This is a genomic window from Fictibacillus barbaricus (assembly GCF_031457135.1).
Lineage (GTDB): Bacteria > Bacillota > Bacilli > Bacillales > Fictibacillaceae > Fictibacillus > Fictibacillus barbaricus_A.
Genome location: NZ_JAVDWA010000002.1, coordinates 672,565 through 695,532 on the forward strand (window position 1 = coordinate 672,565; position 22,968 = coordinate 695,532).

22 protein-coding genes and 1 riboswitch are annotated in these 22,968 nt (G+C 37.4%); of the genes, 5 read left to right on the plus strand and 17 right to left on the minus strand.

The annotated features are described in order from the left end of the window. Positions 1 to 27: 27 nt before the first annotated feature. The 3 genes from J2X07_RS08850 to J2X07_RS08860 form a co-directional block, all read right to left on the minus strand. Positions 28 to 2,316 (minus strand): DNA internalization-related competence protein ComEC/Rec2, encoded by a 2,289-nt coding sequence (locus J2X07_RS08850; protein WP_310258101.1) that lies wholly within the window; start codon positions 2,314 to 2,316, stop codon positions 28 to 30. Between the two features lies 1 nt (position 2,317). After that, entirely contained in the window at positions 2,318 to 2,776 is a 459-nt protein-coding gene (locus J2X07_RS08855) for a ComE operon protein 2 (RefSeq protein WP_310258102.1), read from the minus strand. Between the two features lie 67 nt (positions 2,777 to 2,843). After that, on the minus strand, positions 2,844 to 3,458 hold the full coding sequence (locus tag J2X07_RS08860) for a ComEA family DNA-binding protein (protein ID WP_310258104.1): 615 nt from the start codon (positions 3,456 to 3,458) through the stop codon (positions 2,844 to 2,846). Between the two features lie 94 nt (positions 3,459 to 3,552). On the opposite strand from J2X07_RS08860, the gene comER reads away from it, so the two are divergent. Further along, positions 3,553 to 4,389 carry a late competence protein ComER gene (comER, locus tag J2X07_RS08865; RefSeq protein ID WP_310258105.1) on the plus strand — a complete coding sequence of 279 codons (837 nt, stop codon included), beginning with the start codon at positions 3,553 to 3,555 and terminating at the stop codon, positions 4,387 to 4,389. 59 nt (positions 4,390 to 4,448) lie between these two features. On the opposite strand, the gene J2X07_RS08870 is transcribed toward comER, so the two are convergent. The 13 genes from J2X07_RS08870 to J2X07_RS08930 all read right to left on the minus strand — a co-directional run bounded on the left by J2X07_RS08870 (position 4,449) and on the right by J2X07_RS08930 (position 17,659). Further along, positions 4,449 to 5,501: a ribonucleotide-diphosphate reductase subunit beta gene (locus J2X07_RS08870; protein WP_310258107.1), complete on the minus strand. Its 1,053-nt coding sequence runs from the start codon at positions 5,499 to 5,501 to the stop codon at positions 4,449 to 4,451. Further along, positions 5,491 to 7,716 carry a ribonucleoside-diphosphate reductase subunit alpha gene (locus J2X07_RS08875; protein ID WP_310258109.1) on the minus strand — a complete coding sequence of 742 codons (2,226 nt, stop codon included), beginning with the start codon at positions 7,714 to 7,716 and terminating at the stop codon, positions 5,491 to 5,493. The genes J2X07_RS08870 and J2X07_RS08875 overlap by 11 nt, the downstream gene beginning before the upstream one ends. Before the next feature lie 349 nt (positions 7,717 to 8,065). Next, positions 8,066 to 8,270, minus strand: a riboswitch (cobalamin riboswitch). 66 nt (positions 8,271 to 8,336) lie between these two features. Continuing rightward, positions 8,337 to 9,122, minus strand: coding sequence for a 3-hydroxybutyrate dehydrogenase (locus J2X07_RS08880; protein ID WP_310258111.1), 786 nt, complete (start codon positions 9,120 to 9,122; stop codon positions 8,337 to 8,339). A 28-nt stretch (positions 9,123 to 9,150) separates the two neighbouring features. Beyond that, positions 9,151 to 10,545, minus strand: coding sequence for a GntP family permease (locus tag J2X07_RS08885; protein WP_310258112.1), 1,395 nt, complete (start codon positions 10,543 to 10,545; stop codon positions 9,151 to 9,153). A 321-nt stretch (positions 10,546 to 10,866) separates the two neighbouring features. Then, positions 10,867 to 12,240 (minus strand): sigma-54 interaction domain-containing protein, encoded by a 1,374-nt coding sequence (locus J2X07_RS08890; protein ID WP_310258114.1) that lies wholly within the window; start codon positions 12,238 to 12,240, stop codon positions 10,867 to 10,869. A 388-nt stretch (positions 12,241 to 12,628) separates the two neighbouring features. Next, positions 12,629 to 13,372, minus strand: coding sequence for a class I SAM-dependent DNA methyltransferase (locus J2X07_RS08895; protein WP_310258116.1), 744 nt, complete (start codon positions 13,370 to 13,372; stop codon positions 12,629 to 12,631). Next, complete coding sequence (gene rsfS / locus J2X07_RS08900; protein WP_310258117.1) at positions 13,372 to 13,740, minus strand: ribosome silencing factor; 369 nt, start codon at positions 13,738 to 13,740, stop codon at positions 13,372 to 13,374. Before rsfS ends, J2X07_RS08895 begins: the two co-directional genes overlap by 1 nt. Positions 13,741 to 13,754: 14 nt before the next feature. Further along, a complete protein-coding gene (gene yqeK / locus J2X07_RS08905) occupies positions 13,755 to 14,327 on the minus strand; it encodes a bis(5'-nucleosyl)-tetraphosphatase (symmetrical) YqeK (protein ID WP_310258118.1) in 573 nt (190 codons plus the stop codon). Further along, complete coding sequence (locus tag J2X07_RS08910; protein WP_310258120.1) at positions 14,320 to 14,898, minus strand: nicotinate-nucleotide adenylyltransferase; 579 nt, start codon at positions 14,896 to 14,898, stop codon at positions 14,320 to 14,322. The genes yqeK and J2X07_RS08910 overlap by 8 nt, the downstream gene beginning before the upstream one ends. A 12-nt stretch (positions 14,899 to 14,910) precedes the next feature. Further along, positions 14,911 to 15,201, minus strand: a complete 291-nt coding sequence (yhbY, locus tag J2X07_RS08915) for a ribosome assembly RNA-binding protein YhbY (protein ID WP_310258121.1) — start codon at positions 15,199 to 15,201, stop codon at positions 14,911 to 14,913. A 2-nt stretch (positions 15,202 to 15,203) separates the two neighbouring features. Beyond that, a complete protein-coding gene (gene aroE, locus J2X07_RS08920; protein ID WP_310258123.1) occupies positions 15,204 to 16,031 on the minus strand; it encodes a shikimate dehydrogenase in 828 nt (275 codons plus the stop codon). A gap of 12 nt (positions 16,032 to 16,043) precedes the next feature. After that, entirely contained in the window at positions 16,044 to 17,147 is a 1,104-nt protein-coding gene (gene yqeH, locus J2X07_RS08925; RefSeq protein ID WP_310258203.1) for a ribosome biogenesis GTPase YqeH, read from the minus strand. Next, positions 17,144 to 17,659, minus strand: coding sequence for a YqeG family HAD IIIA-type phosphatase (locus J2X07_RS08930; protein WP_310258124.1), 516 nt, complete (start codon positions 17,657 to 17,659; stop codon positions 17,144 to 17,146). Before J2X07_RS08930 ends, yqeH begins: the two co-directional genes overlap by 4 nt. Positions 17,660 to 18,069: 410 nt before the next feature. On the opposite strand from J2X07_RS08930, the gene J2X07_RS08935 reads away from it, so the two are divergent. Then, positions 18,070 to 18,213, plus strand: a complete 144-nt coding sequence (locus J2X07_RS08935) for a sporulation histidine kinase inhibitor Sda (protein ID WP_310258126.1) — start codon at positions 18,070 to 18,072, stop codon at positions 18,211 to 18,213. Positions 18,214 to 18,221: 8 nt separating this feature from the next. Here the strand turns inward: J2X07_RS08935 and J2X07_RS08940 are convergent, their stop codons facing one another. Then, complete coding sequence (locus J2X07_RS08940) at positions 18,222 to 18,638, minus strand: hypothetical protein (protein ID WP_310258128.1); 417 nt, start codon at positions 18,636 to 18,638, stop codon at positions 18,222 to 18,224. Positions 18,639 to 18,812: 174 nt separating this feature from the next. On the opposite strand from J2X07_RS08940, the gene J2X07_RS08945 reads away from it, so the two are divergent. Genes J2X07_RS08945 through J2X07_RS08955 form a run of 3 tightly spaced genes read left to right on the plus strand, consistent with a single transcriptional unit; the run spans position 18,813 to position 22,964 of the window. Then, positions 18,813 to 21,158, plus strand: a complete 2,346-nt coding sequence (locus J2X07_RS08945) for a Na+/H+ antiporter subunit A (protein ID WP_310258129.1) — start codon at positions 18,813 to 18,815, stop codon at positions 21,156 to 21,158. Further along, positions 21,158 to 21,496, plus strand: coding sequence for a Na(+)/H(+) antiporter subunit C (locus J2X07_RS08950; RefSeq protein ID WP_310258130.1), 339 nt, complete (start codon positions 21,158 to 21,160; stop codon positions 21,494 to 21,496). The genes J2X07_RS08945 and J2X07_RS08950 overlap by 1 nt, the downstream gene beginning before the upstream one ends. Next, on the plus strand, positions 21,489 to 22,964 hold the full coding sequence (locus J2X07_RS08955; protein ID WP_310258131.1) for a Na+/H+ antiporter subunit D: 1,476 nt from the start codon (positions 21,489 to 21,491) through the stop codon (positions 22,962 to 22,964). Before J2X07_RS08950 ends, J2X07_RS08955 begins: the two co-directional genes overlap by 8 nt. Positions 22,965 to 22,968: the final 4 nt, after the last annotated feature.

Genomic DNA, 22,968 nt, shown 5'->3' on the forward strand with positions numbered 1-22,968 from the left:
CGGCATATCGGCTCTTTTTTAATTTTTTCATTTTGCTGTTAATACATTTATTCCATTTTTATTTATTTTAAATATAATGTCCCCGTTTAGGTCTGTCCGATATAATTTTACCTTTTTTTGCAAGAGTCTCTGCAGGACTTCATCATTAGGATGACCATATATATTATTTTTACCAACTGAAATCACTCCAAATTCCGGCGAGACTTTTTCAATAAATGAAGCTGTTGACGATGTTTTACTCCCGTGATGTGCCACTTTTAAAATATCTGCTTTAATAGATATGTATTTTAACAAAGTTTCTTTCTCTCCTTCCTCCTCTATATCTCCAGTAAACAATATGGATGTATGGTAGATTTTGGTCCAAAGGATCACGGATTGATTGTTAGAGGATAATTGTTTATGACTTGGATGCAAAACATAAAACTTCGAGCCATCTCTCTCCCATTGAATCCCGCTATTTAAGTATTGAATCTGTATTCCTGCATGTTTCGCTTTTGATTGTATTTCTTTTTCAAGTTCGTTTGGTTTATTATTTGGCATTAATAAATAATCAATTGGAAATTTTTCTAATAAAACCAATGCTCCTCCAGCATGGTCCATATCTCCATGACTTAAAATCAAGCCATCTAATTTTTTTATTCCTCTCGCTTTCAGAAAGGGAATGACATTCTTTTTCGTAACATCAAACGTTTCGTTTGGCTTTTCCCACTCTTCTTGTTCAAAGGAAAATGAGCCCCCTGTATCAATCAGATATACTCCTTTTCGAAAAGGAAGCTCAATTAATATGCTGTCTCCTTGACCCACATTAATAAACGATACATAAGCAGCAGGGCTAATATACGGACTGATACACTGAATGATTATGACTATCAGAAACGGTAACAGATTCTTGATTTGAAGCCGTTCGTTTCTTTCCCATTTATAAAACAGATAAATTAAGGATGCAAAATAAAGAAACACAATATACATAGAGGGTTTTCCAAGCAGTACCGATCCATATAAACCTTTGAACAAATTCAAAAATGCAGCAGCATGTACGAAAAGAAATTCCACAGGATATGTGATGATCCCAACAGAAACGGTCAGTAAAACTATTGATAAAAACACGAGAACGGAAACTGGGAAAAGGACAAATGAAACAAGGGGAATATATAAGATATTCAGTGGGATGGACCATAAAGAAAATTCGTAAAAATTATAAATGATAATCGGAAAAGAAAAAAATGAGCACATAAAAGAGGTTGTAATCAGCAAAACAAGAAAAGATTTATATTGCAGCAATGAAATGGAAGTCATTAATATGAAGGTCATTAAGAAGGATAACTGAAACCCTAAATCAAAAGCGAAAAAAGGATTCACAAAAAGCATGGTAATACAAACAAAAGATAAGATAACTACTGAATCCAGCTTTTTACCAAAGATAATAAAAAGAAAGAATAACATTCCCATAAACCCCGCACGGACGATTGAGCTTTCACCGCCAGTGAGAATGACATAAATAGGCAGAATGGCAGCAATCAATAAATATACAGCTTCTTTCACAATACCTAATCGAACAAAAAGGAAATAAAGAAAAAAGGAAATAATACCGACATTGAAACCCGATACCGCTAAAAGATGTGTCAGTCCCAACCGCTGATAGGATTCAAGTGTATCCGTTTCAATCCCTTTTCTATATCCAAAAAGAAGTGCGTTCATCAGTCCGGAGGTATTGGGTGAAAAATATTTTTCTAACGTTTTAATACTATTGCTGCGCCATGATTTGATACTTGAAGCAACGTCATAATCATTCCTCGTACTGCAATTCTCTATTTTAAAATCAGAAGGTTCCAACGTCCAAAAAATCTTTTGACTATGTAAATACTCTCGATAATCCATGCCGTAAAAGCTGCTTTTCGTTTCGGGTTCCTTTAGTATTCCTGTTATTGTGCAGCTCATATTAAACTTTAATTTCTTAATAAAGGACTTTTTTTCTGATTCTGAGTTCATCTTGTATCTAACGATTGTGGTTTCACCAAAGGTTCGATATTGAAAACTTAGATTTTTTCCGTCTATCTCAGGAATCGAATGGATAATGCCACGGAAATCTTTTTGCTCAGGTGATATTTTTGAAGTGTTCCAATGATCGTACAAATTGGAATAAAAAAAGAAGAGGGGCAGAAGCAGAATAATAAGAAGTGAATTTCTTTTTAATTGTAAGATCATAACGACAACCAGGATTACCATCATCATAATCCCGGTTACCGCCATCTTTTTTGATAACCATATTCCATTTAAAGCGGTAAGTGTACATAGTACGGCGTACCTTGTCTTCATTTTATGTTGCTGTTACAAAAGAAGAAGGAGGCAATTTCATTTCAACTTTTTCAATACTTACCCCTGCTTCTTTAAACTGTTCGATACTATAAGGATGGTTTTTATAATCCTCGCCATAATAAATTTTCTTAATGCCACTTTGAATAATGGAACGGCAGCAGTGCAGACAAGGGAAATGGGTTACGTACATCTCAGCTCCTTCTGTCGGCACTCCAAACTTCGCACACTGCAGCAAAGCATTCATTTCAGCATGGATCGTTCTTACACAATGCCCATCAATTAAGTAGCATCCTTCATCAATACAATGAACCCCGCCTGAAATCGAACCATTATACCCTCCGGCGATAATCCGATTATCTCTGACGATTGTTGCGCCAACAGCCAAACGCGTACAAGTACTGCGTAAAGCGAGTAATTGGCATTGCGCCATAAAATATTCATTCCAAGAAATGCGTTTCAACTCTTACCGCCTCCTCCGTATTTATGTTAAGTGTAGACTCACACAAAAAATGGGTCAACCAAAACTATCATTGGAGCTCAATTTTATCTTTCCACTCTTCGATCGTTTTTTCGCCGATCCCCCTTACGTCTAGCAGCTGGTCAATTGACGTGAAGGGACCGTTTTCTTCACGGTAGGAAAGGATACTTTCTGCTTTTGAAGGCCCTACTCCGCTCAATTCTTGAAGTTTGGATGCATCCGCCGTATTTATATTTATTTTTGTTTCTTCTTGAACAGATGATGGAGTTTCGCTGCTATAGTTCTCCCCTTTTTTTGCAACATAAATGATCATCTCGTCTGAAATTTTTTGAGCTTGGTTTACCGACCTTACTTCTGCGTCTGACAAAAATCCTCCTGCTTTCTGGATCGCATGAATAACACGATCCCCTTCTTTCATTTGGTAAACTCCCGGCCGTTCGACACTTCCTTGAACATCGACCATGATTGAAATCTTTTCATTCTTTTTTTCTTTCGTTTCTTTATCATCGCTTTTATCTGCACTTATGGGTTCTGGGATTTGGGCATTAGAAAACGGCGGATCTGGCTGTTCTTGAACGAGGAAGAAGAAAAGGATAACACCCGTTATAACAATAAACACCCCAGTTGCGATTATCCATTTTAAATGTTTTTTTAACTTTTCCATGATTATTTTCTCCTTTAATGAAAGTAGAATTATCACAAATCATAAACATGTTAATAAGAGCATAGATTTTAAGGTAGAGGAAGGAGGTTTTGGTATGAAGATCGGAATTATTGGTACCGGGAACATGGGAGGCGTACTCGTTGCTTCTTTCATCGAATCTTCAGCCGTTTCACCATCAAGATTGATGGTTACTAACCGTACCCTGTCCAAAGCGGAAAGGCTGCAGAATGCCTATCCAAAGATAAAGGTAGGGAGTACATCTGAAGACGTTTTTCGATTTGCCGATATTGTTTTTATATGTGTAAAACCTCATGAATTTTATTCTTTGCTGACTTCGAATAAAAACTATATTTCAAAGCACCAATTGATTGTATCCATAACGAGTCCCATCTCTTGCGATCAGCTTGAAGAATTACTAGACTGCAATATTGCAAGAGCTATTCCAAGCATTAACAACCGTGCATTAGCTGGTTCTTCACTTATTTCATTCGGACAACGATGTCACCCTGATTACCGGGAAAAATTACTTTCATTAATGGCTCATATATCAACGCCACTTATTATCGATGAAAATATTACTCGAATATCATCTGATATCGCAAGCTGCGGGCCAGCATTTATGGGTTATGTGCTGCAATGTTTTATTAACAGCGCAGTAGAGCAGACCGATATTACAAAAGCACAAGCGACTCAACTGGCTAGTGATATGATTATCGGGATGGGGAAACTGCTGGAAAAAGAAGTTTACACATTACCATCATTGATTCAAAAAGTTTGTGTAAAAGGCGGTATTACGGGTGAAGGAATTAAAATTTTAAGCGATGAGGTTGATGAAGTTTTTGATCATGTCATTCAAAGAACACACGAGAAATATCATGAAGAATGCGAAAAGGTGAATAAGCAATTTGAAGTAAAAGAAGAATTGAAGTAATCCTTTGTTGCCATTATAATCGTAGACGCAAAAAAAAGCCGGGAAGAATTCCTGGCTTTTTATAGTTCATCAAATCCATTTTCATCAGATACTTTTGTATATTGTCTCGATTTCTGCTCAAAAAAATCACTTTTTCCGGAATTTACATCAGAATATGCTTTTATCCATGGAAGAGGGTTTTTAGTGTTTTCTGGGTAGATTTTTTCAAATCCAAGTTCGTTCAGTCTTTTATTTGCCATAAACTTTATATAAGCCTCTAAATCCGATTCATTTATACCTACAAATGAATCCCCGATTATATATCTGCTCCATTTTATTTCTAATTCTGCCGCTTTTTGAAAGGTATCTTTTGCAAATTTGATGAGATTTGCATTTTTAAGATGGGGATACTCGTCTAAAACAGCTTTGAAAATTTGGCAAAATAGATAAACATGAAGCTGTTCATCTCGATTGATATAATTAATCATCGTTGAGGTAGAAACCATTTTTTGATTCCTCGCTAAATTATAAAAAAAGCTAAATCCCGAATAAAAATTTAAGCCTTCCAAAATCACATCATAGATGATCGATTTCAAAAAAGTTTCCGGAGTTGGATCATGAACAAATGCCTCATAGCCATTCGCTATAAAATCGTTTCGTTCACGCAGCACGAGGTCTGTTTTCCAATACTCAAAAATCTCATCCTGCCTTTTTTTCGGTACTAATGATGACAGTACATAGGAATAGGATTGATTATGAACTACTTCTTGGAATGATAATGTTGACATAAGTGCTGAAAGGCTTGAGTCTGTTAAATAAGCCGCTACCTTGCTAGAATAATCGGTTTGTACACTGTCTAAAAAAGCAAGCAGCCCTATGATCTTATTAAACGTATCTTTTTCTTTTTCTGTTAGGTGATTATATTGCTTACTGTCACTCGACATATTGATTTCAAAGGGTGTCCAAAAGTTAGCAAGCATGTTTTTATAAAGCGGGTACGCCCATGTATACCTTACATCGTCCCAGTTTAATATATTTGAGCTTCTGCCATTAATCACACTTGTAGAAGCATTTGGTGCATCCACATCATAAATTTTTCTCTCTTGAAGCCTTTCCTCCCCCTTAACTCTCACAGCTCTCACATCCTTCTAGTTCAATTGAGGTTGATCTTGTGTAATAGGTTGTTTTTAGCCCTTTTTGGAAACTTAGCATATGCAGATCAAGCAGCTCTTTCGCTTTTATATGATTGTGGACATAAAGATTAAAAGAAATAGATTGATCTACATGCCGCTGTCTGGCTGCATTTTGTAAAATACTCCACTTCTGATCAACCTGAAAGGCAGATTTATAGTACCATGTTGTTTTTGCATTTAAATCTGGTGCTGTTACCGGTATTTTATAATTCTTTTTCTCTTCTGAATAAAACTTCTTAAAGATCGGGTCAATACTCGGGGTTGAATTGGCAATAATGGATGTCGATGAATTCGGCGCAACCGCAATGAGATAGCCGTTTCTCACCCCATTTTCCCTCACCTGATCACTCAATCTCTGCCATTTTTCAGATTGGTATCCTCGCTTTAAGAAATAATCTCCGGACTCCCAATCAGATCCTGAGAATACTGTGTATTTCCCTTTTTCTGCGGCAAGTTCGTTGCTCGCACTTATCACATAATAATTAATTTGCTCATATAGCTCATCAGCATATTCAACCGCTTCTTCACTTTCCCAGTTGATGCCTTGGTTCGCAAGTAGATGGTGCCATCCGAATGTCCCAACACCGATTGCTCTATATTTTTTATTGGTAACAACCGCTTGCGGTACATCAATACGATTTAAATCAATCACGTTATCCAGCATTCTTACTTGAATATCAATTACTTTTTTCAGCACATTATCTGTTACGACTTTCGAAAGCGAAAGAGAAGATAAGTTACAGACGACAAAATCACCAGGAGTCTTCCTTATGATTATTTCGCCATCGATCGTTTCCTCCGATTCCACGATTGTAGGAGACATATTTTGCATGATTTCCGTGCACAAATTAGATGCATAAATCATACCTGCTTGAGGGTTAGGATTTAAGCGATTCACGGTATCTCTGTAGAACATAAACGGTGTACCTGTCTCTAGCTGTGATTTCATGACTCTTTTCATGATTTCAATCGCCGGCACCGTTTTTTTGAAAATCCTTTTATCCTTAACACATTCAAAATATTTATCTCTGAACTGTCCCTCTCCCTTTTTTCCATCATAAAAGTCTTCTAAAGAATATCCCATAACCTTCCTTACCTCATGGGGATCAAAAAGATACCAATCCAACCTCTTCTCAACATGTTCCATGAAAAGGTCCGGCACACAAATACCTGTAAAAAGGTCATGCGTTCTCATTCTCTCGTCGCCATTGTTTAATTTTGCATCCAAAAACTCAAAGATATCTTGATGCCAAACGTCCAAGTAGACGGCAATGGCTCCTTGTCTTTGACCAAGCTGGTCAACCGAGACAGCTGTATTGTTTAATTGCTTCATCCAAGGAATAACTCCTGATGAATTTCCTTTAAATCCTTTTATATCAGAGCCTCTTGAACGTATTTTACCTAAATAAATACCAAGCCCGCCTCCACCTTTAGAAACTGTAGCAGCGTCTGTGTTTGAATCAAAAATTCCTCTAAGACTATCATCAATCGTATCTATAAAACACGAGCTAAGCTGTCCATAGCTTTTCCCGGCATTTGCTAATGTTGGTGTTGCAACGGTCATATAAAGATTGGATAATGCCCAATACGCTTCTTTTACCCGTTCCATCCTAAAATCTGTATCTTCATCCTTCATTAAAAACAAGGAAATAATCATCCATCGTTCTTGAGGAAGTTCATAAACTTCATGGTCAAAACCTTTTGCTAAGTACCGATCGGCTAGCGTTTTTAACCCGATATATGTAAACAATTTATCTCTTTCAGGCACAAGCCATTTTTCTGCTTCTTCAATTTCTGCAAGTGAATAAGAATCCAAAAGAGATTCATCATAAATGTTCATATTCACTAATTGATTCAGAAGGCCAAAAAGATTCGTATATGGCTTTCCGATTTCGACATTTCGATTCGTCATGGTTTCATCATAAAGCTGTTTCAAATATAGGCGTGAAGCTACAAACGTCCAATCAGGTTCTTGCGCATTCAAATGACTAAGCGCTTCCATGATCAGGACGTTATATAGGGATTGCTCATCATTGTTCTTTCTTTCAAATTCTTCCGCTCTCTTTAAGAAGTTATCTCCGTTTAGATTTGTAAATTCTCTAATACAGCTTCTCAACCATTCCCCGTGTGAAGAGCTTTTTATTACCGTTTCCATTGTTAACCACTCCTTTATAAAAATAAAAGGCTGTTTTCGTAAACTTTGTTGCTTTTGAATGAGGTTAATCTCCATTGCAGTACTCGCTTTCCGCAGGGTGTGCGGTGAGCCCAATCGTCACTATGCGACATTGATTGGTCTCACCTGTCCCACTCATCCTGCAGGAGTCTCGCCCTTCCTCTCCAATTAACTGTTCAATGAAGAGTTCTCCATAATCTCTCAGTAGCAACAATCTTTTAGATAAGAGCCAAATAAAAAACCCTCTTCATCAGGAAGAGGGTTAAGAACGTTTAATAAGCAATAAGAAACAATGCTGCTTTACCGTTCTTTCTCCCAATCCCCGAGGAAAAGAATATAGGAGAATCAGGCAGGTCTACTGGCTCTTGCTTCATCCTACTCTGGGCCTTCCCATACAGCAGCCATTATTTATAGCCCATCTGTACAGTGGCAACATCCATTTCGTCCACAATCACAGTTGCGGGGACAGCTTCGGTTTTAAACCGAATTCCCTTTTAAGCCGGTAAAATACCGGCACCTGATTTCTCCATATATAGTTTTAATATTATTAATTTGACACTAAATATAGTGTTTGTCAATGGAAACATGTTTGAATGTGATTATTATTGTGCTACATAACCGCCATCAATAACGATCGCTTGGCCTGTCACACCTTTTGCTTTATCACTTGATAAAAAGATTGTATAATCTGCAATTTCCTGAACATCCAAAAGCCGTTTTTGCGGAACAAGCGGATAGATGACTTCCTCCAGCACTTTTTCAAGTTCAACATTTCGGGTTTTCGCTAAATCTTCTAATTGACCCCGAACAAGTGGAGTATCGACATACCCTGGGCAGACAGCATTAACAGTAATGCCATGTTCTGCTCCTTCCAATGCAGCAACCTTTGTTAAACCGATCACGCCATGCTTAGCGCTGTTGTACGCTGATTTTCCGGCGAATCCAACTAACCCATTAATTGAAGCCATATTGATAATACGGCCAAATTTTTGCTTTTTCATAATAGGAAATACATGCTTGGTCGCAATAAAAGGAGCAGTGAGCATTACACTAATCAGCTGCTGAAACTTCTCAGTCGGAAACTCCTCCAATGGAGAAACATACTGTAATCCTGCATTGTTTATCAGAACATCTATACGATTGAACTTTTCAAGTGCCGCATCCAATGCTGCCTTTAATTCTTCTTCATTCGTTACGTTGCATCCTAAACCAAGCGCCGAACTTCCCTTTTCTTGCAGGGATTTTGCTGCCTCCTCTGCTTTTTCGCGGTTAAGGTCACTGATTACTACTTTTGCTCCATTTTTGGCGTATGCATGAGCAAGCTCGAGACCAATTCCACTCGCTGCACCTGTTATGAACACGACCTTATCTTGAACAAAAGACTCCACAGTTATCCACTCCTCTTCTAATCTATTTTTATATGATACCAGTCATATAGTACAGACCGATAATAACGAAAACGGCAATAGTCTTAATAACTGTCATCGCAAAAATATCGATATAGGATTGTTTATGTGTCAGTCCTGTAACAGCTAAAAGAGTAATAACCGCTCCGTTATGCGGAAGTGTATCCATACCACCGCTCGCCATTGAGGCGACACGGTGAAGTACTTCAGGGCTGATTCCGAGCTTATCTGCTTGTGCAATGTATTGTTCACTCATCGTTGCCAGCGCAATACTCATTCCGCCTGATGCAGAACCCGTTATCCCAGCTAAAGTCGTCGTCGTAATCGCTTCGTTTACAAGTGGATTCTTAATTGTATGAGACATAGCTCCATTAACTGCTGTAAAGCCTGGAAGAGCAGCAATTACGCCTCCAAAACCATATTCAGAAGCCGTATTTAAAGTAGCAAGCAATGCTCCGCCAATCGATAAGTTAATCCCTTTGTTAAAGTTTTTACGGATTCTTCCAAATGAAAATAATAGAACCGTTACAATTCCGATAAGAAGTGCACCTTCTACAGCCCATACCGCTGCAAGAGTTGGTATTTGAATAGGTGGAACCGTTTTCATGCCGATTGCAGAAAAATCAAAGGTAGTTCCATAATACTTAGGAATTAATACAGTAAACCATTTATTGAAAACTCCTACTAATATCAGAGGCAAGATGGCAACAAATGCATTTGGAAGCTTTTCTGATTCGATTTTTTCAGGTTCATTGATATGATCTGTTCCATAACCTTCACCTTTTGATTTAGCTGCTCTTCGTCTCCATTCTAAATAGACCATTCCGACGATAAAGACAAATAATCCACCGATAAACCCAAGCCAAGGCGCAGCCCAAGTTGTCGTACCGAAGAATGAAGTTGGAATGATATTTTGAATTTGAGGACTTCCAGGGAAAGCATCCATCGTAAATGTAAATGCACCTAAAGCAATCGTTCCTGGAATAAGTCTCTTTGGAATATCTGCCAGTCTAAACAATTCAGCTGCAAACGGATAGAGAGCAAAGGCTACTACAAACAGTGAAACCCCTCCGTACGTAAGAATAGCTCCTACTAAAACGATTGCCAGCATCGCTCTGCTTGGTCCGATTAATTTGATAACAAATTGAGTAATAGACTTAGCAAATCCTGACATCTCAATCACTTTACCAAAAATAGCGCCTAGTAAGAAAACAGGAAAATAAAGCTTAATAAATCCAACCATTTTCTCCATAAAGACGCCTGAGAAAAACGGAAGCACATGTCCAGGATCTGTTAACAGTACTGCAAAAAGAGCGGCGATCGGAGCGAACAAAATAACACTAAATCCTCGATAAGCCACAAACATTAAGAAAAATAACGCTAATAAAATAATAATAATGTCCAATTTCATTCCCCCTGCTTTTTAATTTCTAAGTGAATCTTAAAAATTGTGCACTTCTTAAAGAAATCATCACTTCTTAAAGCGCTTACAATTTTTCCGATGCCCCTCCCTTCAAACTTTAAACTCAGCCTAATTAGTTTGCAAGATTCATGCCAAGTATAGATGTCCCATTCATTATACAGAAAAAAATGATTTTTTCCGAAAAATCGGAAAAATAAAATTAATAAAGTGAAATAAATGGATGGATACAATGTTTGGTGTATACAATTACACGTAATGAAATTTTTCCGAAAAACCGGAGTTGCATTCCGGTTTTTCGGAAAATCAAAAACAATCTTTTATCTTATATTTTTTAATTTTTTCATATAAATTTGTTTTCCCTATCCCAAGTTCATCGGCAACTGCCATGACATCTCCATTCATCTTTTTCAAATGATTCAAGATTACTTTTCTTTCTGTTTCTTGGACATATTCCTTCAAAGTCTTAGCTGAATCATCCATTTGAAGTTTTTCTGATAAAAAGTCGGGAAACGCATTTAATGTAATTTGATCACTAAGAGTCAATTGCAGTGCTGCTTCCACGAAATTTTTCAGTTCCCTGACATTTCCCGGCCAATCATATGTTAAAAAAGCTTCTTTTACATCCTGATCGACTTTTATGATCCGCTTCCCAGTTTCGGCACAGATTGATTCAATAAATCTCTCTGTGAGCGGCCAAATATCTTCTTTCCGTTCCCGGATCGGCGGGACATGTATTTGCAGAACATTGATGCGATAAAACAAATCTTCCCGAAACTTATTTTCTTTAATAAGCTGCTCTAGCGGACGGTTTGTAGCAGCAATTACCCGGACATTTATTTTCTTTGAGTAAATCGCTCCAACGGGTTCGATTTCCTTTTCCTGCAAAACACGAAGGAGCTTAATCTGCATATTTTGCGGCAAATCTCCAATTTCATCTAAGAACAATGTACCCCCATCTGCCAATTGAAACTTTCCAGGTTTTCCTCCTTTTTTTGCACCTGTAAAAGCTCCCTCTGAATACCCGAATAGCTCAGATTCAAATAGATGTTCGGGTACAGCTCCACAATTTATTTTTATAAATGGTTTCGCACTTCTCTCACTTAACTGGTGAATACTATGCGCTAATAATTCTTTTCCAGTCCCGCTTTCTCCTCTGATCAAGACAGACAAATCACCGCTTGCAATGTTTTTTACACGTTCTTTTATTCGTTTCACTTCTTCTGAATTCCCTGCAAAATCATTTAACGTGTAAGTAGCTCCATTAACCACGTCCCACTCTTTTTTATAAAAATTCAGCTCATGAAGCAATGCTTTAATATGGGAATTCATCTTTTTCCATTGTTCGGTATCCCGAAAGATAACAGTCCCTACAGCTCCGATCACTTTTCCTTCAAAAAGAATTGGAATCCTGTTTGCAATCATGTAATTACCCCGTATAAACTGCAAATCAGCGATTTCAACTTTCCCTTGAAGAACTGCTTTATCCATTCTCGTGTTTTCAATAACATCAGTAACATGTTTCCCGATTACTTTTGTAGGATCTTCACCTAAAAACTCGCAGTATGTTTTATTCATATATTGCACATAGCCCTCATGGTCGACTACTACAATCCATTCGTAAGCGCTGTCAATAATGGTTTCTAAAATTTGATGTTTAAGTAAAGGGTCTTTTAACATTTTCTCACACCTTAATTTCTATAAAATCCGTTTTTTTAAAATAAGAAGAATTGTATTATCTATTGTATCTTATCCTTCTTCATTCTTCATAGGAATAATAAAGCAATCCTATTAGAAGACTGTTTTATTATTCATAGTTGCTTTTGAATGTCGTTAATTTCCGTTCCAGGCCACTCGCTTTCCGCGGGGCAGACGGTGAGCCACATTCGTACGTTCCACTTTTAAGTGTCTCACCTGCCCGCCTGTCCCGCAGGAGTCTCGAACCTTTCACTTCAATTAACTTGTCAATGAAGTCTCTTTACGAAAATGACCTAAAAGCAACAATGTTTTAGAAGAGAACCTTAATATAAATAGCCATAAAAAAGAAGCATGGGCTGATGCCCTATGCTCATTTCACTTTTTTTGCTGCAAATAAAATTCTCTCAGCATCATCCGCTGGAGCTTTATCTTCAAAATCGCCAGTTATGCTAAGCACCTCAAAGTTACATTCTTCAAGCCATACTTTATATTTCTCAACAGCAAAAGATCTTTGTATATGTAATTCATCATAACGTTCATAACAATCACCCGATTGAATGAAAAAGGACAAGTCATGTTCAACACTATTCTCTAATTCACCTTCATAACACTGCCAAATATAAGATAAGTGCTCATCATTGCTTCCAAATGTACTGCCAATAAAAATATTTTGGATTTTATGTAGAGAATGAACATCAAATAATAAAAGTCCATTGGTGTGTAAATGGCGACTAGCTGAATGAAATACTTTTTTGATATCTTCCTCAGTCAAAATATAATTCAGAGAATCACATAAAATGGTCACACAATCAAACTGCCCGAGTCCTTCAAGCTCCCTCATATCCTGCTGAAAAAGAGAGAGTGCAACCTTTTCGTTCTCTGCCTTTTCTTTTGCTACTGTCAGCATATCAGCAGACAAGTCAACGCCTGTTACGTCATAGCCTTCTTTTGCTAAGAGAACACTTAAAGAGCCAGTCCCGCAGCCAACATCTAAAAATCGTTTTGCGTTTCCAGCATGATTTTTAGAAGCAGATTTAATAAAAGACAGCCATTTGGAGTATGGCGCATCTTCCATGAGTTGATCATAAAGATAGGCAAACTGATTATAGCTCATTATATATTTTGCTGAGGTTCAACAATAGAATCAACGTCTACTGATGCTGCATCGCCCCATAATTTTTCTAAATTATAGTAACTGCGTTCTTCACGATGGAAAACATGAGCGACTACACCGCCTAAGTCGATCAAAACCCAGCGGGCATGGTCATACCCTTCCATTCTGCGTACTTGCACATTATTTTCCAGCGCTATTTCTTTTAGTTCTTTAGCGATCGCCTGAACTTGTTTTTCTGAGTTACCATGACAAATCATAAAATAATCAGCTACGAGGGAGATCCCTTCCATATCTAATACAACTATATTTTCCGCTCTTTTGTCATCTGCTGTTTTCACAACCAATTCCATTAAGTCTTTTACTTTCATCCAGTGCACTCCTCCTATTTCTTTTGGTTTACTTCATCCATAAGTCCATTATAAGTGGCTATCGATAAAGGATATATTTTTTGATTTTGCCGTATTAAAAATTGAATCGTATTTCTTACTGCCATTAAACAAGCTTTTTCTAAATCCAATAATGCCATTTCCCTGACTTCTTCGACACCTGGAAAATGACGGTTTGGTTCAATATAATCTGCTAAAAAAATGACTTTTTCTAAAATACTCATATTTACATTACCCGTTGTATGATAATAAATAGCCCCTAGAACCTCTTCATCATCAATTCCGGCTTCTTTTTTTACTAAGTATGCTCCAACAGGTGCATGAAGCAGTTCCGTGCCATAATAAAGAAGATTCTCAGGAAGACGTTCATCCTTCACGATTTGCCTCATTTCTTCTTTAGGACGAAACTTGGCATAATCATGAAAAATGGCAGCAAGTTCTGTTTTTTTTGGATCCGCTCCGTATTTTTCAGCCAATACTAAACTGGTTTCTAATACCCCTAAAGTATGAACGTACCGATGATCAGTCAATTGCGGTTTCACAATCTTCAACGCTTCTTCTTTATTCATAAAGCCGGTTCTCCTTTATAAAATCCCAAACACCATCAGTAACATAATATCGAATATTCTCATCTTTTTTGCATTTAGAGCGGATGAACGTAGAAGAAACAGCAATTCGCGGAACTTCAACATGCTTTACGTTATATTTCTTCCAATGATCATCAACAGGATAATTCTCTCTTCCTACACCTGCAAATTGAACCAATTCCTTCAGCTGATCAATCTGATGCCAGCTATCTAAAGAATGAACCATGTCGCCGCCCATAATAAAAGTAAAAGTTACGTCTGGGTATTTATCTGTTAATAGACGCATTGTATCAATAGTATATGAAGGTCCGCTTCTCTCAAACTCAAGTAATGAAAGGGAAAAATGATTATTGTTTCCAATGGTTTTCTCCACCATGCTAATTCGGTGCTGATCAGTCACCTCATTCACGGCATTCTTATGGGGAGGCTTTGAGACCGGCATCCACCAGACTTCATCGAGCTTTAACTGCGAGCAGGCTTCTTGTGCAATGATAAGATGACCCACATGCGGAGGATTAAATGTCCCGCCGAATAATCCGATATGTCTGTTCACTGTTATCAATCCTTATGGGAGTTGTATACGTTTTTGATTAATGGATTCTTTATAGAGTACGATTGTGCTTCCAATAACTTGTACCAATTCAGCTTTCGTTCCATTAGATAATTCATCAGCTACTGTTTGTTTGTCATCTTCACAATTTTGAAGAACACTTACCTTGATCAATTCTCTTGCTTCTAATGCTTCATCTACTTGTTTTACCATATTCTCATTAACTCCTCCTTTTCCTACTTGAAATATAGGATGAATATGGTGGGCTTTTGATCGTAAAAAGCGTTTTTGTTTTCCTGTTAACATAATTACCTCCTAAGGTGTTTCAACACGGTTTGTTTCATTTTGTTTGTATCCGGGAAAGTGCCTGTCCATTTTTCAAACGCCATGGCACCTTGCATGACGAGCATTGACACTCCATTGTCCGTTACTGCGCCTTTTTCTTCTGCCTGCTGCAGCCACTTTGTCTGTAAAGGATTATATACAATATCCGAAACAACGGCATTACTTTTAAGATGCTCGAGTTTTAGCGGTACTGAATTCAGGTCAGGATACATCCCCGCATTTGTAGTATTAATGAGGACATCGAAATGACAAAGCAAAGTTTCTGCCTCTTTTAGTGTCAATGCTTCAACATTTGGATTTCCTAAGTCATTTAATAATTTCACCAAGCGTTCTGTCGTTCGATTAGCAACAGATAAGCGTTTAGGTTCTTCTTTTAATAAAGCATAAGCAATCGATCTTGCTGCTCCTCCTGCACCAATTAAAAGTACATTCAGCTCGTTTAATGGACGGGTAAGTTTTTCTTTTAATCCGAGTAAAAATCCTATTCCATCTGTATTGTAGCCAACAAGGCGCCCATTTTTGTTTACAACTGTATTTACGGCACCAATTTTTTTAGCCTCAGCATCAATCTCATCTAAAAAAGGCATAATTGCCACTTTGTGCGGAATCGTCACATTAAATCCTTTATAATCACTGTTTCGAATACTTTGAATGAAATTTTTAAGCTCTTCAGGCTTGATTCTCTGTTTTTCATAATGCCCTGAAATCTCTGATTGTTTAAAAGCTTCGTTCTGCATAGCAGGAGATAGGGAATGTTCAATCGGATCACCAATTACAAGCGTTTTTATCATGTGTAAAACTCCTTATATTAAGGATTTTCTTATCGTGACAGAAACACCTTCTGGTGCATAAACAGCTACCTTTGCTCCTGCTTCAGGAAATGTAATCCACCCTAATCCAGAAATAACGATATCGGTCTTGCTTTCTTTAATCATCCACTCATACCGCTTTAATTTTGGAAAGTTTTCAATGTCTTTTGGCGGTGACAGCATTTCACCGAGGTGCTTATCGTATAAATCATCTGCATTCTCTAGTTTTGTGCGGTGAATGTTTATTAAGTTAGAAAAATGGCATACAAACGATTGTTTTCCGCCTTTTATATAATCCATTCTCGCTAATCCGCCAAAATAGAGCGTTTGCTGTTCATTTAACTGGAACACCATTGGTTTGATCTCTTTTTTTGGCATTACTTGATTTAGTTCTTGTTTAGAAACATAATGAGCCATCTGGTGATGATTGATAATTCCAGGTGTATCAAACATATGGCTATTCCCGTCTAATGGTATATCAATTAAATCCAGAGTGGTCCCCGGGAATTGAGAAGTTGTAATAAAATCAGATGTTTCTTCTCCGAATTGTTTGATCAAACGGTTTATAAAAGTAGATTTCCCTGTATTCGTACATCCAACGACATAAACATCTCTTCCGTCTCGATAATGATCGATTGCTTCAGCAAGTTCTTCAATACCCTTACCTTTTTCGGCAGAAATCAAATGAACATCGATTGGTTTTAAGCCTAATTCTTTCGCTTCTTTTTTCATCCAATGGATGACTTTATTCGGATTTACAGACTTAGGTAGTAGATCTAGCTTGTTCCCGACTAATAATATTGGATTCTTACCGGCATAACGGTGTAATCCGGGCAGCCAGCTCCCGTTGAAATCAAATATGTCTACGATTTTCACGACGAGTGCATCTTCATCACCAATCGCCGACACAATTTTTCGATAATCATCATCAGTCAGACTTACATCATGAATTTCGTTATAGTGTTTTAAACGAAAACAGCGCTGGCAGATAGGCAACTCTTTCGTTAGTGCTGAAGGAGGTGCATACCCGAGCGCTTCTTTGTCTTCTGTTTGTATGGAAATGCCGCACCCCACACATTTTACTTGTTCCAAATCTATTCCTCCCAATGAATCATACCTTTTCTTTTCATCCAAGACAGTATAATCCGTTCCAATTTACGGTTGAATCTTGTCCAAACTCCATCACTGCTGGCAACAGGTACAACGAGAATCGTATGTAAGCCTAATCTATTGCCTCCTAATACATCTGTTAAAAGCTGGTCGCCAATAACAACAACCTCTTCATTTCTTAAATTCATATCTCTCAGCGCTCTTTTAAAAGCTTTCGTCATTGGTTTCCTCGCACTGTAAATAAAAGGGATCTCCACAGGGTCAGAAAAACTTTTAACTCTTTGCTGCGTATTATTCGAAACAATTGTTATCAAAATTCCTTTTTCTTTAATGGATTTGAACCATTTAATTAATTCTGGAGTTGCCTCAGGGCGGTCCCATTCTACTAATGTATTATCGAGATCCGTTACAATCCCTTTTACTCCACGTTCAACTAACATTTCCGGTGTAATATCCAAAATATTTTGGACATGTTCATCCGGTAAAAAATGTTTTAACATTCCAGCACCTCTTTATAATTCCTAATGAACGTTTCTATTTTACCAGTAAAATATAGAAGAACAAACGGTTTTTCAACTTTCTTTCGACAAAGTGAGAAGTAATTCCATATTACATGAAATACTTTTCGACAAATTGTTCCCCTGCTCAACAATGTGGATAAGATTATACACATTATCCACCTAGCCATACGTTGACTTTTATTAAGATGTTAACATTTTACCCACAACTTATCCACCAAACACTGTGGATAAACGAACGATTGTTCTATTTTACAATACATGGTAAGCTTCAAAGTACATAAACCAATAACTTATTATTTTATAACTTAAATAGCATTTTAGAACTCAGAATCAAAGATTTTATTTTAAAAACAGGAGGTGAATAAGCCGCTTAAAAAACGGCCTATTTCATGGAAAAACTTTCGGACGACCTGTTAATCGAATCTTACTTAAAAGCCAGAGAACTTCAACTTAGCCAAGACTTTATCCTATTAATAAAAAAAGAAATCGACAGAAGATCACTGCATCGTAAACTGCAGCATATTGTAAACTAGAGCGTAAATCACGCTCTTTTTTTTGTTTTCAATAGGTTTTCGGCCCTTCGATAATCACTTGGTGTATACGTAACTTCAATAGGAACCTTCCATTTCTCTTCCCAATACTTTTTATACTGGCTGCTCAAGATTAGTCCTTTTTTATAATGATAAGCTTTTAATTGTAGAGCGACTATATAGGTTTTATCTTGTTTGATCACGATGGCGTGTTTAACGAGATTTTCATTGGTAATTTCTCTTTTCATTTCATCTGCTAAAGAAGTAGCACTATAATATCCCGCATCTGAAAATCGAATATGATTTCTGTAGTACTCTCTTGGTTCAAATCTTGCACTGTCTTCCTCTTCCCGATAGACGGATTGATTAAAACAGCCGGTTAATTGAAACAAAATGATTACGAACACGTAAGTATAGGATAGTTTCATATACCATCACCTCTCAAATAGGGTAGGTATTTTTTGGGAATGCTATTCAATAAATACTCCAGTTAATAAAGTTTTCCGATTTATTAAATGATTTGATTAAATGGAAAGGTTTTGCTTACAATGTAATGGGACTATAACGATTTTGAGGTTCGTTAAGGAGGTTTACCGGGTTATATGCTGCATTTCTATATATTCATTCCTTTTTTAGCTGCATTAGTGATCGGATTAGCTGCTAACAAAGTGAAACGGATACATACTGGTTGGCTGGTTCTGCCGGTTCCAGCATTGCTTTTTATACTATTTTGTACAAAACTTCATCCTTTAGCTGAAGGAAAAGCAGTAAAAAGTATCGCAAATTGGATTCCATCTCTTGATATACAATTAAGCTTTTATTTAGACGGGCTCAGCATGCTTTTTTCTCTTTTGATAACAGGAATTGGATCACTTGTTGTTTTGTATTCCATTTATTATTTATCGCGCAAAGAACAGCTTACACACTTTTATGTGTATCTACTATTATTTATGGGTTCTATGCTTGGGGTTGTTTTGTCTGATAATGTTTTTGTTCTTTATACTTTTTGGGAATTTACTAGCATTACTTCATTTCTATTAATCGGTTTTTGGTTTTATCGTGAACGGTCAGCGTACGGGGCACAAAAATCCATGCTCGTAACTGTGTTTGGCGGATTGTCAATGCTGGGTGCACTCATCCTTCTCTCCATTACTGCTGAGACAAACAGTATTCGTATGATGATTGCTAATCGTTCTGACATTATTAATAGTGATTTGTTTATTCCTATCATGATCCTTTTATTGTTGGGAGCATTCACAAAATCTGCTCAATTTCCTTTTCACAGCTGGCTGCCTGATGCCATGGAAGCACCTACACCGGTCAGCGCTTATTTGCATTCGGCAACAATGGTTAAAGCAGGACTTTACTTAGTTGCTCGCTTCTCACTCATTTTTAATGGGTCAAATTTGTTTTTTATCATCGTTTCAGGAATTGGGCTAATCACCTTATGCTTGGGATCATTTATGGCCTCCAGACAAACGGATTTAAAAGGAATTCTGGCTTACTCGACCATTAGTCAGCTTGGTATGATTATGTCCATGCTTGGCTTTGGTACAGGTCCTGCTATACTTGCAGCCATCTTCCATATTTTTAATCATGCCACTTTCAAAGGAAGCCTGTTTATGGTCACGGGTATTGTGGATCATGAAACAGGTACACGAGATATTCGAAAACTTGGCGGAATTTATACGTTGATGCCTATTTCAGGAACATTAGCGTTAATTGGTGCTTTTTCTATGGCTGGTGTACCCCTTCCTATTTTCAATGGATTCTTAAGCAAGGAAATGTTCTTAGATTCCTCATTAAAATTAGGACAAACAACTGGAATCGCTGAAACATTTGCAGAGTGGATACCAGTAATTGCAGTAGTTGGGAGCATTTTTACTTTTGTTTATTCCATGTACCTCGTATTCGGAATATTTTTCGGTAAACAAAACGTAGAAAAATTAGAAAAAAAGCCGCATGAAGCACCTTTTGGTATGCTAATATCACCAATCATCCTTGGCATTCTCGTTGTACTAATCGGACTGCTTCCGAACCTGGTTAATGAACCTATATTAGCACCAGCCGCTGCTGCTGTTACTGGTGATCTTCCACACATTCACTTGGCTTTTTGGCACGGATTTTTTAATCCAGCTTTATACATGTCATTAATCATAGTTGTTATCGGAGCATTGCTCGTATTCACATTAAGAAAATGGCAGCCCATTTATAAATGGATACCTGGAAAATTATCTACAGATCATCTTTATCAAAAAATGATTTACGGTTTATTAAAATACTCAAAGACGAGTACTGATTTTTACATGACGGGTTCTTTACGCTTATATCTTTCAATCATTCTATTATTTATGGTTGCCGCTACTTCTGTTTTCATGTATTTAACAGATGGATTTGTTATTTCCTTTAATGATTTAGCACCTGTTACTTGGCCAGAAGTTCTTGTGGGAATTGTAATGGCTGCCGCTGCATTTGCTACCATTTTTATGACACAAAGGATTGCAGCTATTATTGTAATTGGAGTCGTCGGTTATGGGCTATCTCTATTGTTTGTTTTCTTTAGAGCACCAGACCTTGCATTGACACAGCTCATTGTAGAAACTATTACAGTTGCTTTATTTTTACTATGTTTTTCTCATTTGCCAGCTTTAAAAAAATCAGACAAAAAGCCTGCAGAAAAATTAGTGGACATAATCATCGCGGCTTCAGCCGGAGCACTTTTAACAATTGTTGCTATATCAGCCCACAGCTCAAAATCGTTCCATTCAATCGCAGATTACTTCATTGATAAGTCTTATAAACTAGGCGGCGGGCACAATATCGTTAACGTTATACTCGTGGATATTCGCGGATTGGATACGCTTTTCGAGATTACTGTTCTTGGGCTTGCTGCATTAGGCATTTATGCCATGATAAAATACCGGGATAAAGGAGACATGAATCAGTAATGGAAATTCTTATGTCTATACTTGCCGGAACTTTATTTGCGGCCGGCGTCTATCTTTTACTACAAAAACAATTATTAAAAATCATACTTGGGACTGGCCTCCTCTCACACGGAGCCCACTTATTTATTTTAACGATGGGGAAGTTAAACCGGGGTGCACCTCCCATTTTGGAAAAAGGGATCAAGACTTATACGGATCCTCTTCCTCAAGCACTAATTTTAACTTCCATTGTTATCAGCTTCGGAGTTACGAGCTTTTTGCTTGTATTAGCATACAGAACATACCAGAGCAATAAGACCGACATGATGGATCAGCTAAGGGGAACGGACGATGAGTAATTTCGTATTTTTACCGATATTCATACCTTTATTTTTCGGCGCACTGTTAATCTTTTTTAATAAAAAACACAAACTGACGCTGTCTATTACGTATTTCGCGGTTGCTTTAAACCTATGTATTTCTTTATATTTAGGCTATTTCGTCTTTACAAACAATCCCCTAGTTCTTGAAACAGGAGCTTGGAAAGCCCCATACGGCATTACACTTGTCGCGGATCAATTATCTGTCATTATGATTCTGTCTGTTAACGTAATAGCTGTTGCATCAGCCATTTTTGCTTCTTCCTCTATTACTGGCAAAATGGCAGAGCATTATTTTTACCCGCTCTTTTTCCTATTAATTGCAGGTCTTAGCGGAGCATTTTTGACAGGTGATTTATTTAACTTATTCGTATTCTTTGAAGTACTGCTGATGGCGTCCTATGGATTAATTATTATCGGAGGTTCAAAACAGCAATTCCGTGAATCGGTGAAATATATCTTGCTGAACTTATTTTCTTCAATTCTATTTGTTACAACGGTTGCTTTCCTATACTCTGTAGTTGGTACTGTAAATATGGCACAGCTCGGCCAGAGAGTAGCAGAAGTACATCAGCAAGGTGTTTTGACAGGAATAGCCATTCTCCTGTTTGTTGTGTTTGCAACAAAAGGTGCCCTATTTCCGCTTTACTTTTGGCTGCCTAAATCATACATAGTGCCCTCACCAGTCGTTTCTGCGTTATTCGGTGCATTGTTAACAAAAGTCGGCGTTTATTCGATGCTTCGTGTATACACGCTCATTTTTTCACACAAACTTGAGCTTACACATACTTTCTTTATCTGGATTGCATCCATAACGATGATTATTGGAGTTATAGGGGCATTATCTACAACAAATGTAAAATTAATTATTGCCTACAATATTATGCCTGCCATCGGTTTTATGCTTTTAGGAATCGGCACTTTTTCTTCTGAATCACTTGCGGGAACGATCTATTATTTAATTCACGATATGGTTATTAAAGCAGCATTGTTCTTTTTAGTAGGACTGCTTGTTTATCATGCTCGAACTTCTAATCTGAACAAAATGGGCGGGTATATAAAGACCTCTCCATTGCTGGGATGGATGTTTTTCATAGCCGCCCTTGTTCTAGCGGGAATTCCCCCTTTCAGCGGATTTGTCGGGAAATATCTTCTCTTAAGAGGAGCAATGGATGAGGGGCATTTTATAGCTGCCGGAGTCGGTCTCTTATCAAGTTTGTTGATTTTGTTTTCCGTTATCCGGATATTTATTGGAGCTTTCTGGGGAGAGTTAAAAGATGAACCGAGAAAGATTGTGCAAACATCAGGTATTTTCGCTTCAGGGCTATTAATCACACTATCTATTGTTTTAGGGATTGGTGCAGAATGGTTCTATCCATATATACAGTCTGCAGCTGACAATCTTCTCGATCCACAAATCTATATTGATTTTGTATTAAAGGAGTAATTCC

What these genes read in the sequence shown, in the direction of transcription:
- J2X07_RS08850 (WP_310258101.1), bottom strand. Translation starts at nt 2,316, where the DNA reads ATGAAGACAAGGTACGCCGTACTATGTACACTTACCGCTTTAAATGGA.
- J2X07_RS08860 (WP_310258104.1), bottom strand. Translation starts at nt 3,458, where the DNA reads ATGGAAAAGTTAAAAAAACATTTAAAATGGATAATCGCAACTGGGGTG.
- comER (WP_310258105.1), top strand. Translation starts at nt 3,553, where the DNA reads ATGAAGATCGGAATTATTGGTACCGGGAACATGGGAGGCGTACTCGTT.
- J2X07_RS08875 (WP_310258109.1), bottom strand. Translation starts at nt 7,716, where the DNA reads ATGGAAACGGTAATAAAAAGCTCTTCACACGGGGAATGGTTGAGAAGC.
- J2X07_RS08890 (WP_310258114.1), bottom strand. Translation starts at nt 12,240, where the DNA reads ATGTTAAAAGACCCTTTACTTAAACATCAAATTTTAGAAACCATTATT.
- J2X07_RS08895 (WP_310258116.1), bottom strand. Translation starts at nt 13,372, where the DNA reads ATGAGCTATAATCAGTTTGCCTATCTTTATGATCAACTCATGGAAGAT.
- rsfS (WP_310258117.1), bottom strand. Translation starts at nt 13,740, where the DNA reads ATGAAAGTAAAAGACTTAATGGAATTGGTTGTGAAAACAGCAGATGAC.
- yqeK (WP_310258118.1), bottom strand. Translation starts at nt 14,327, where the DNA reads ATGAATAAAGAAGAAGCGTTGAAGATTGTGAAACCGCAATTGACTGAT.
- yhbY (WP_310258121.1), bottom strand. Translation starts at nt 15,201, where the DNA reads ATGTTAACAGGAAAACAAAAACGCTTTTTACGATCAAAAGCCCACCAT.
- aroE (WP_310258123.1), bottom strand. Translation starts at nt 16,031, where the DNA reads ATGATAAAAACGCTTGTAATTGGTGATCCGATTGAACATTCCCTATCT.
- J2X07_RS08930 (WP_310258124.1), bottom strand. Translation starts at nt 17,659, where the DNA reads ATGTTAAAACATTTTTTACCGGATGAACATGTCCAAAATATTTTGGAT.
- J2X07_RS08935 (WP_310258126.1), top strand. Translation starts at nt 18,070, where the DNA reads ATGGAAAAACTTTCGGACGACCTGTTAATCGAATCTTACTTAAAAGCC.
- J2X07_RS08940 (WP_310258128.1), bottom strand. Translation starts at nt 18,638, where the DNA reads ATGAAACTATCCTATACTTACGTGTTCGTAATCATTTTGTTTCAATTA.
- J2X07_RS08945 (WP_310258129.1), top strand. Translation starts at nt 18,813, where the DNA reads ATGCTGCATTTCTATATATTCATTCCTTTTTTAGCTGCATTAGTGATC.
- J2X07_RS08950 (WP_310258130.1), top strand. Translation starts at nt 21,158, where the DNA reads ATGGAAATTCTTATGTCTATACTTGCCGGAACTTTATTTGCGGCCGGC.
- J2X07_RS08955 (WP_310258131.1), top strand. Translation starts at nt 21,489, where the DNA reads ATGAGTAATTTCGTATTTTTACCGATATTCATACCTTTATTTTTCGGC.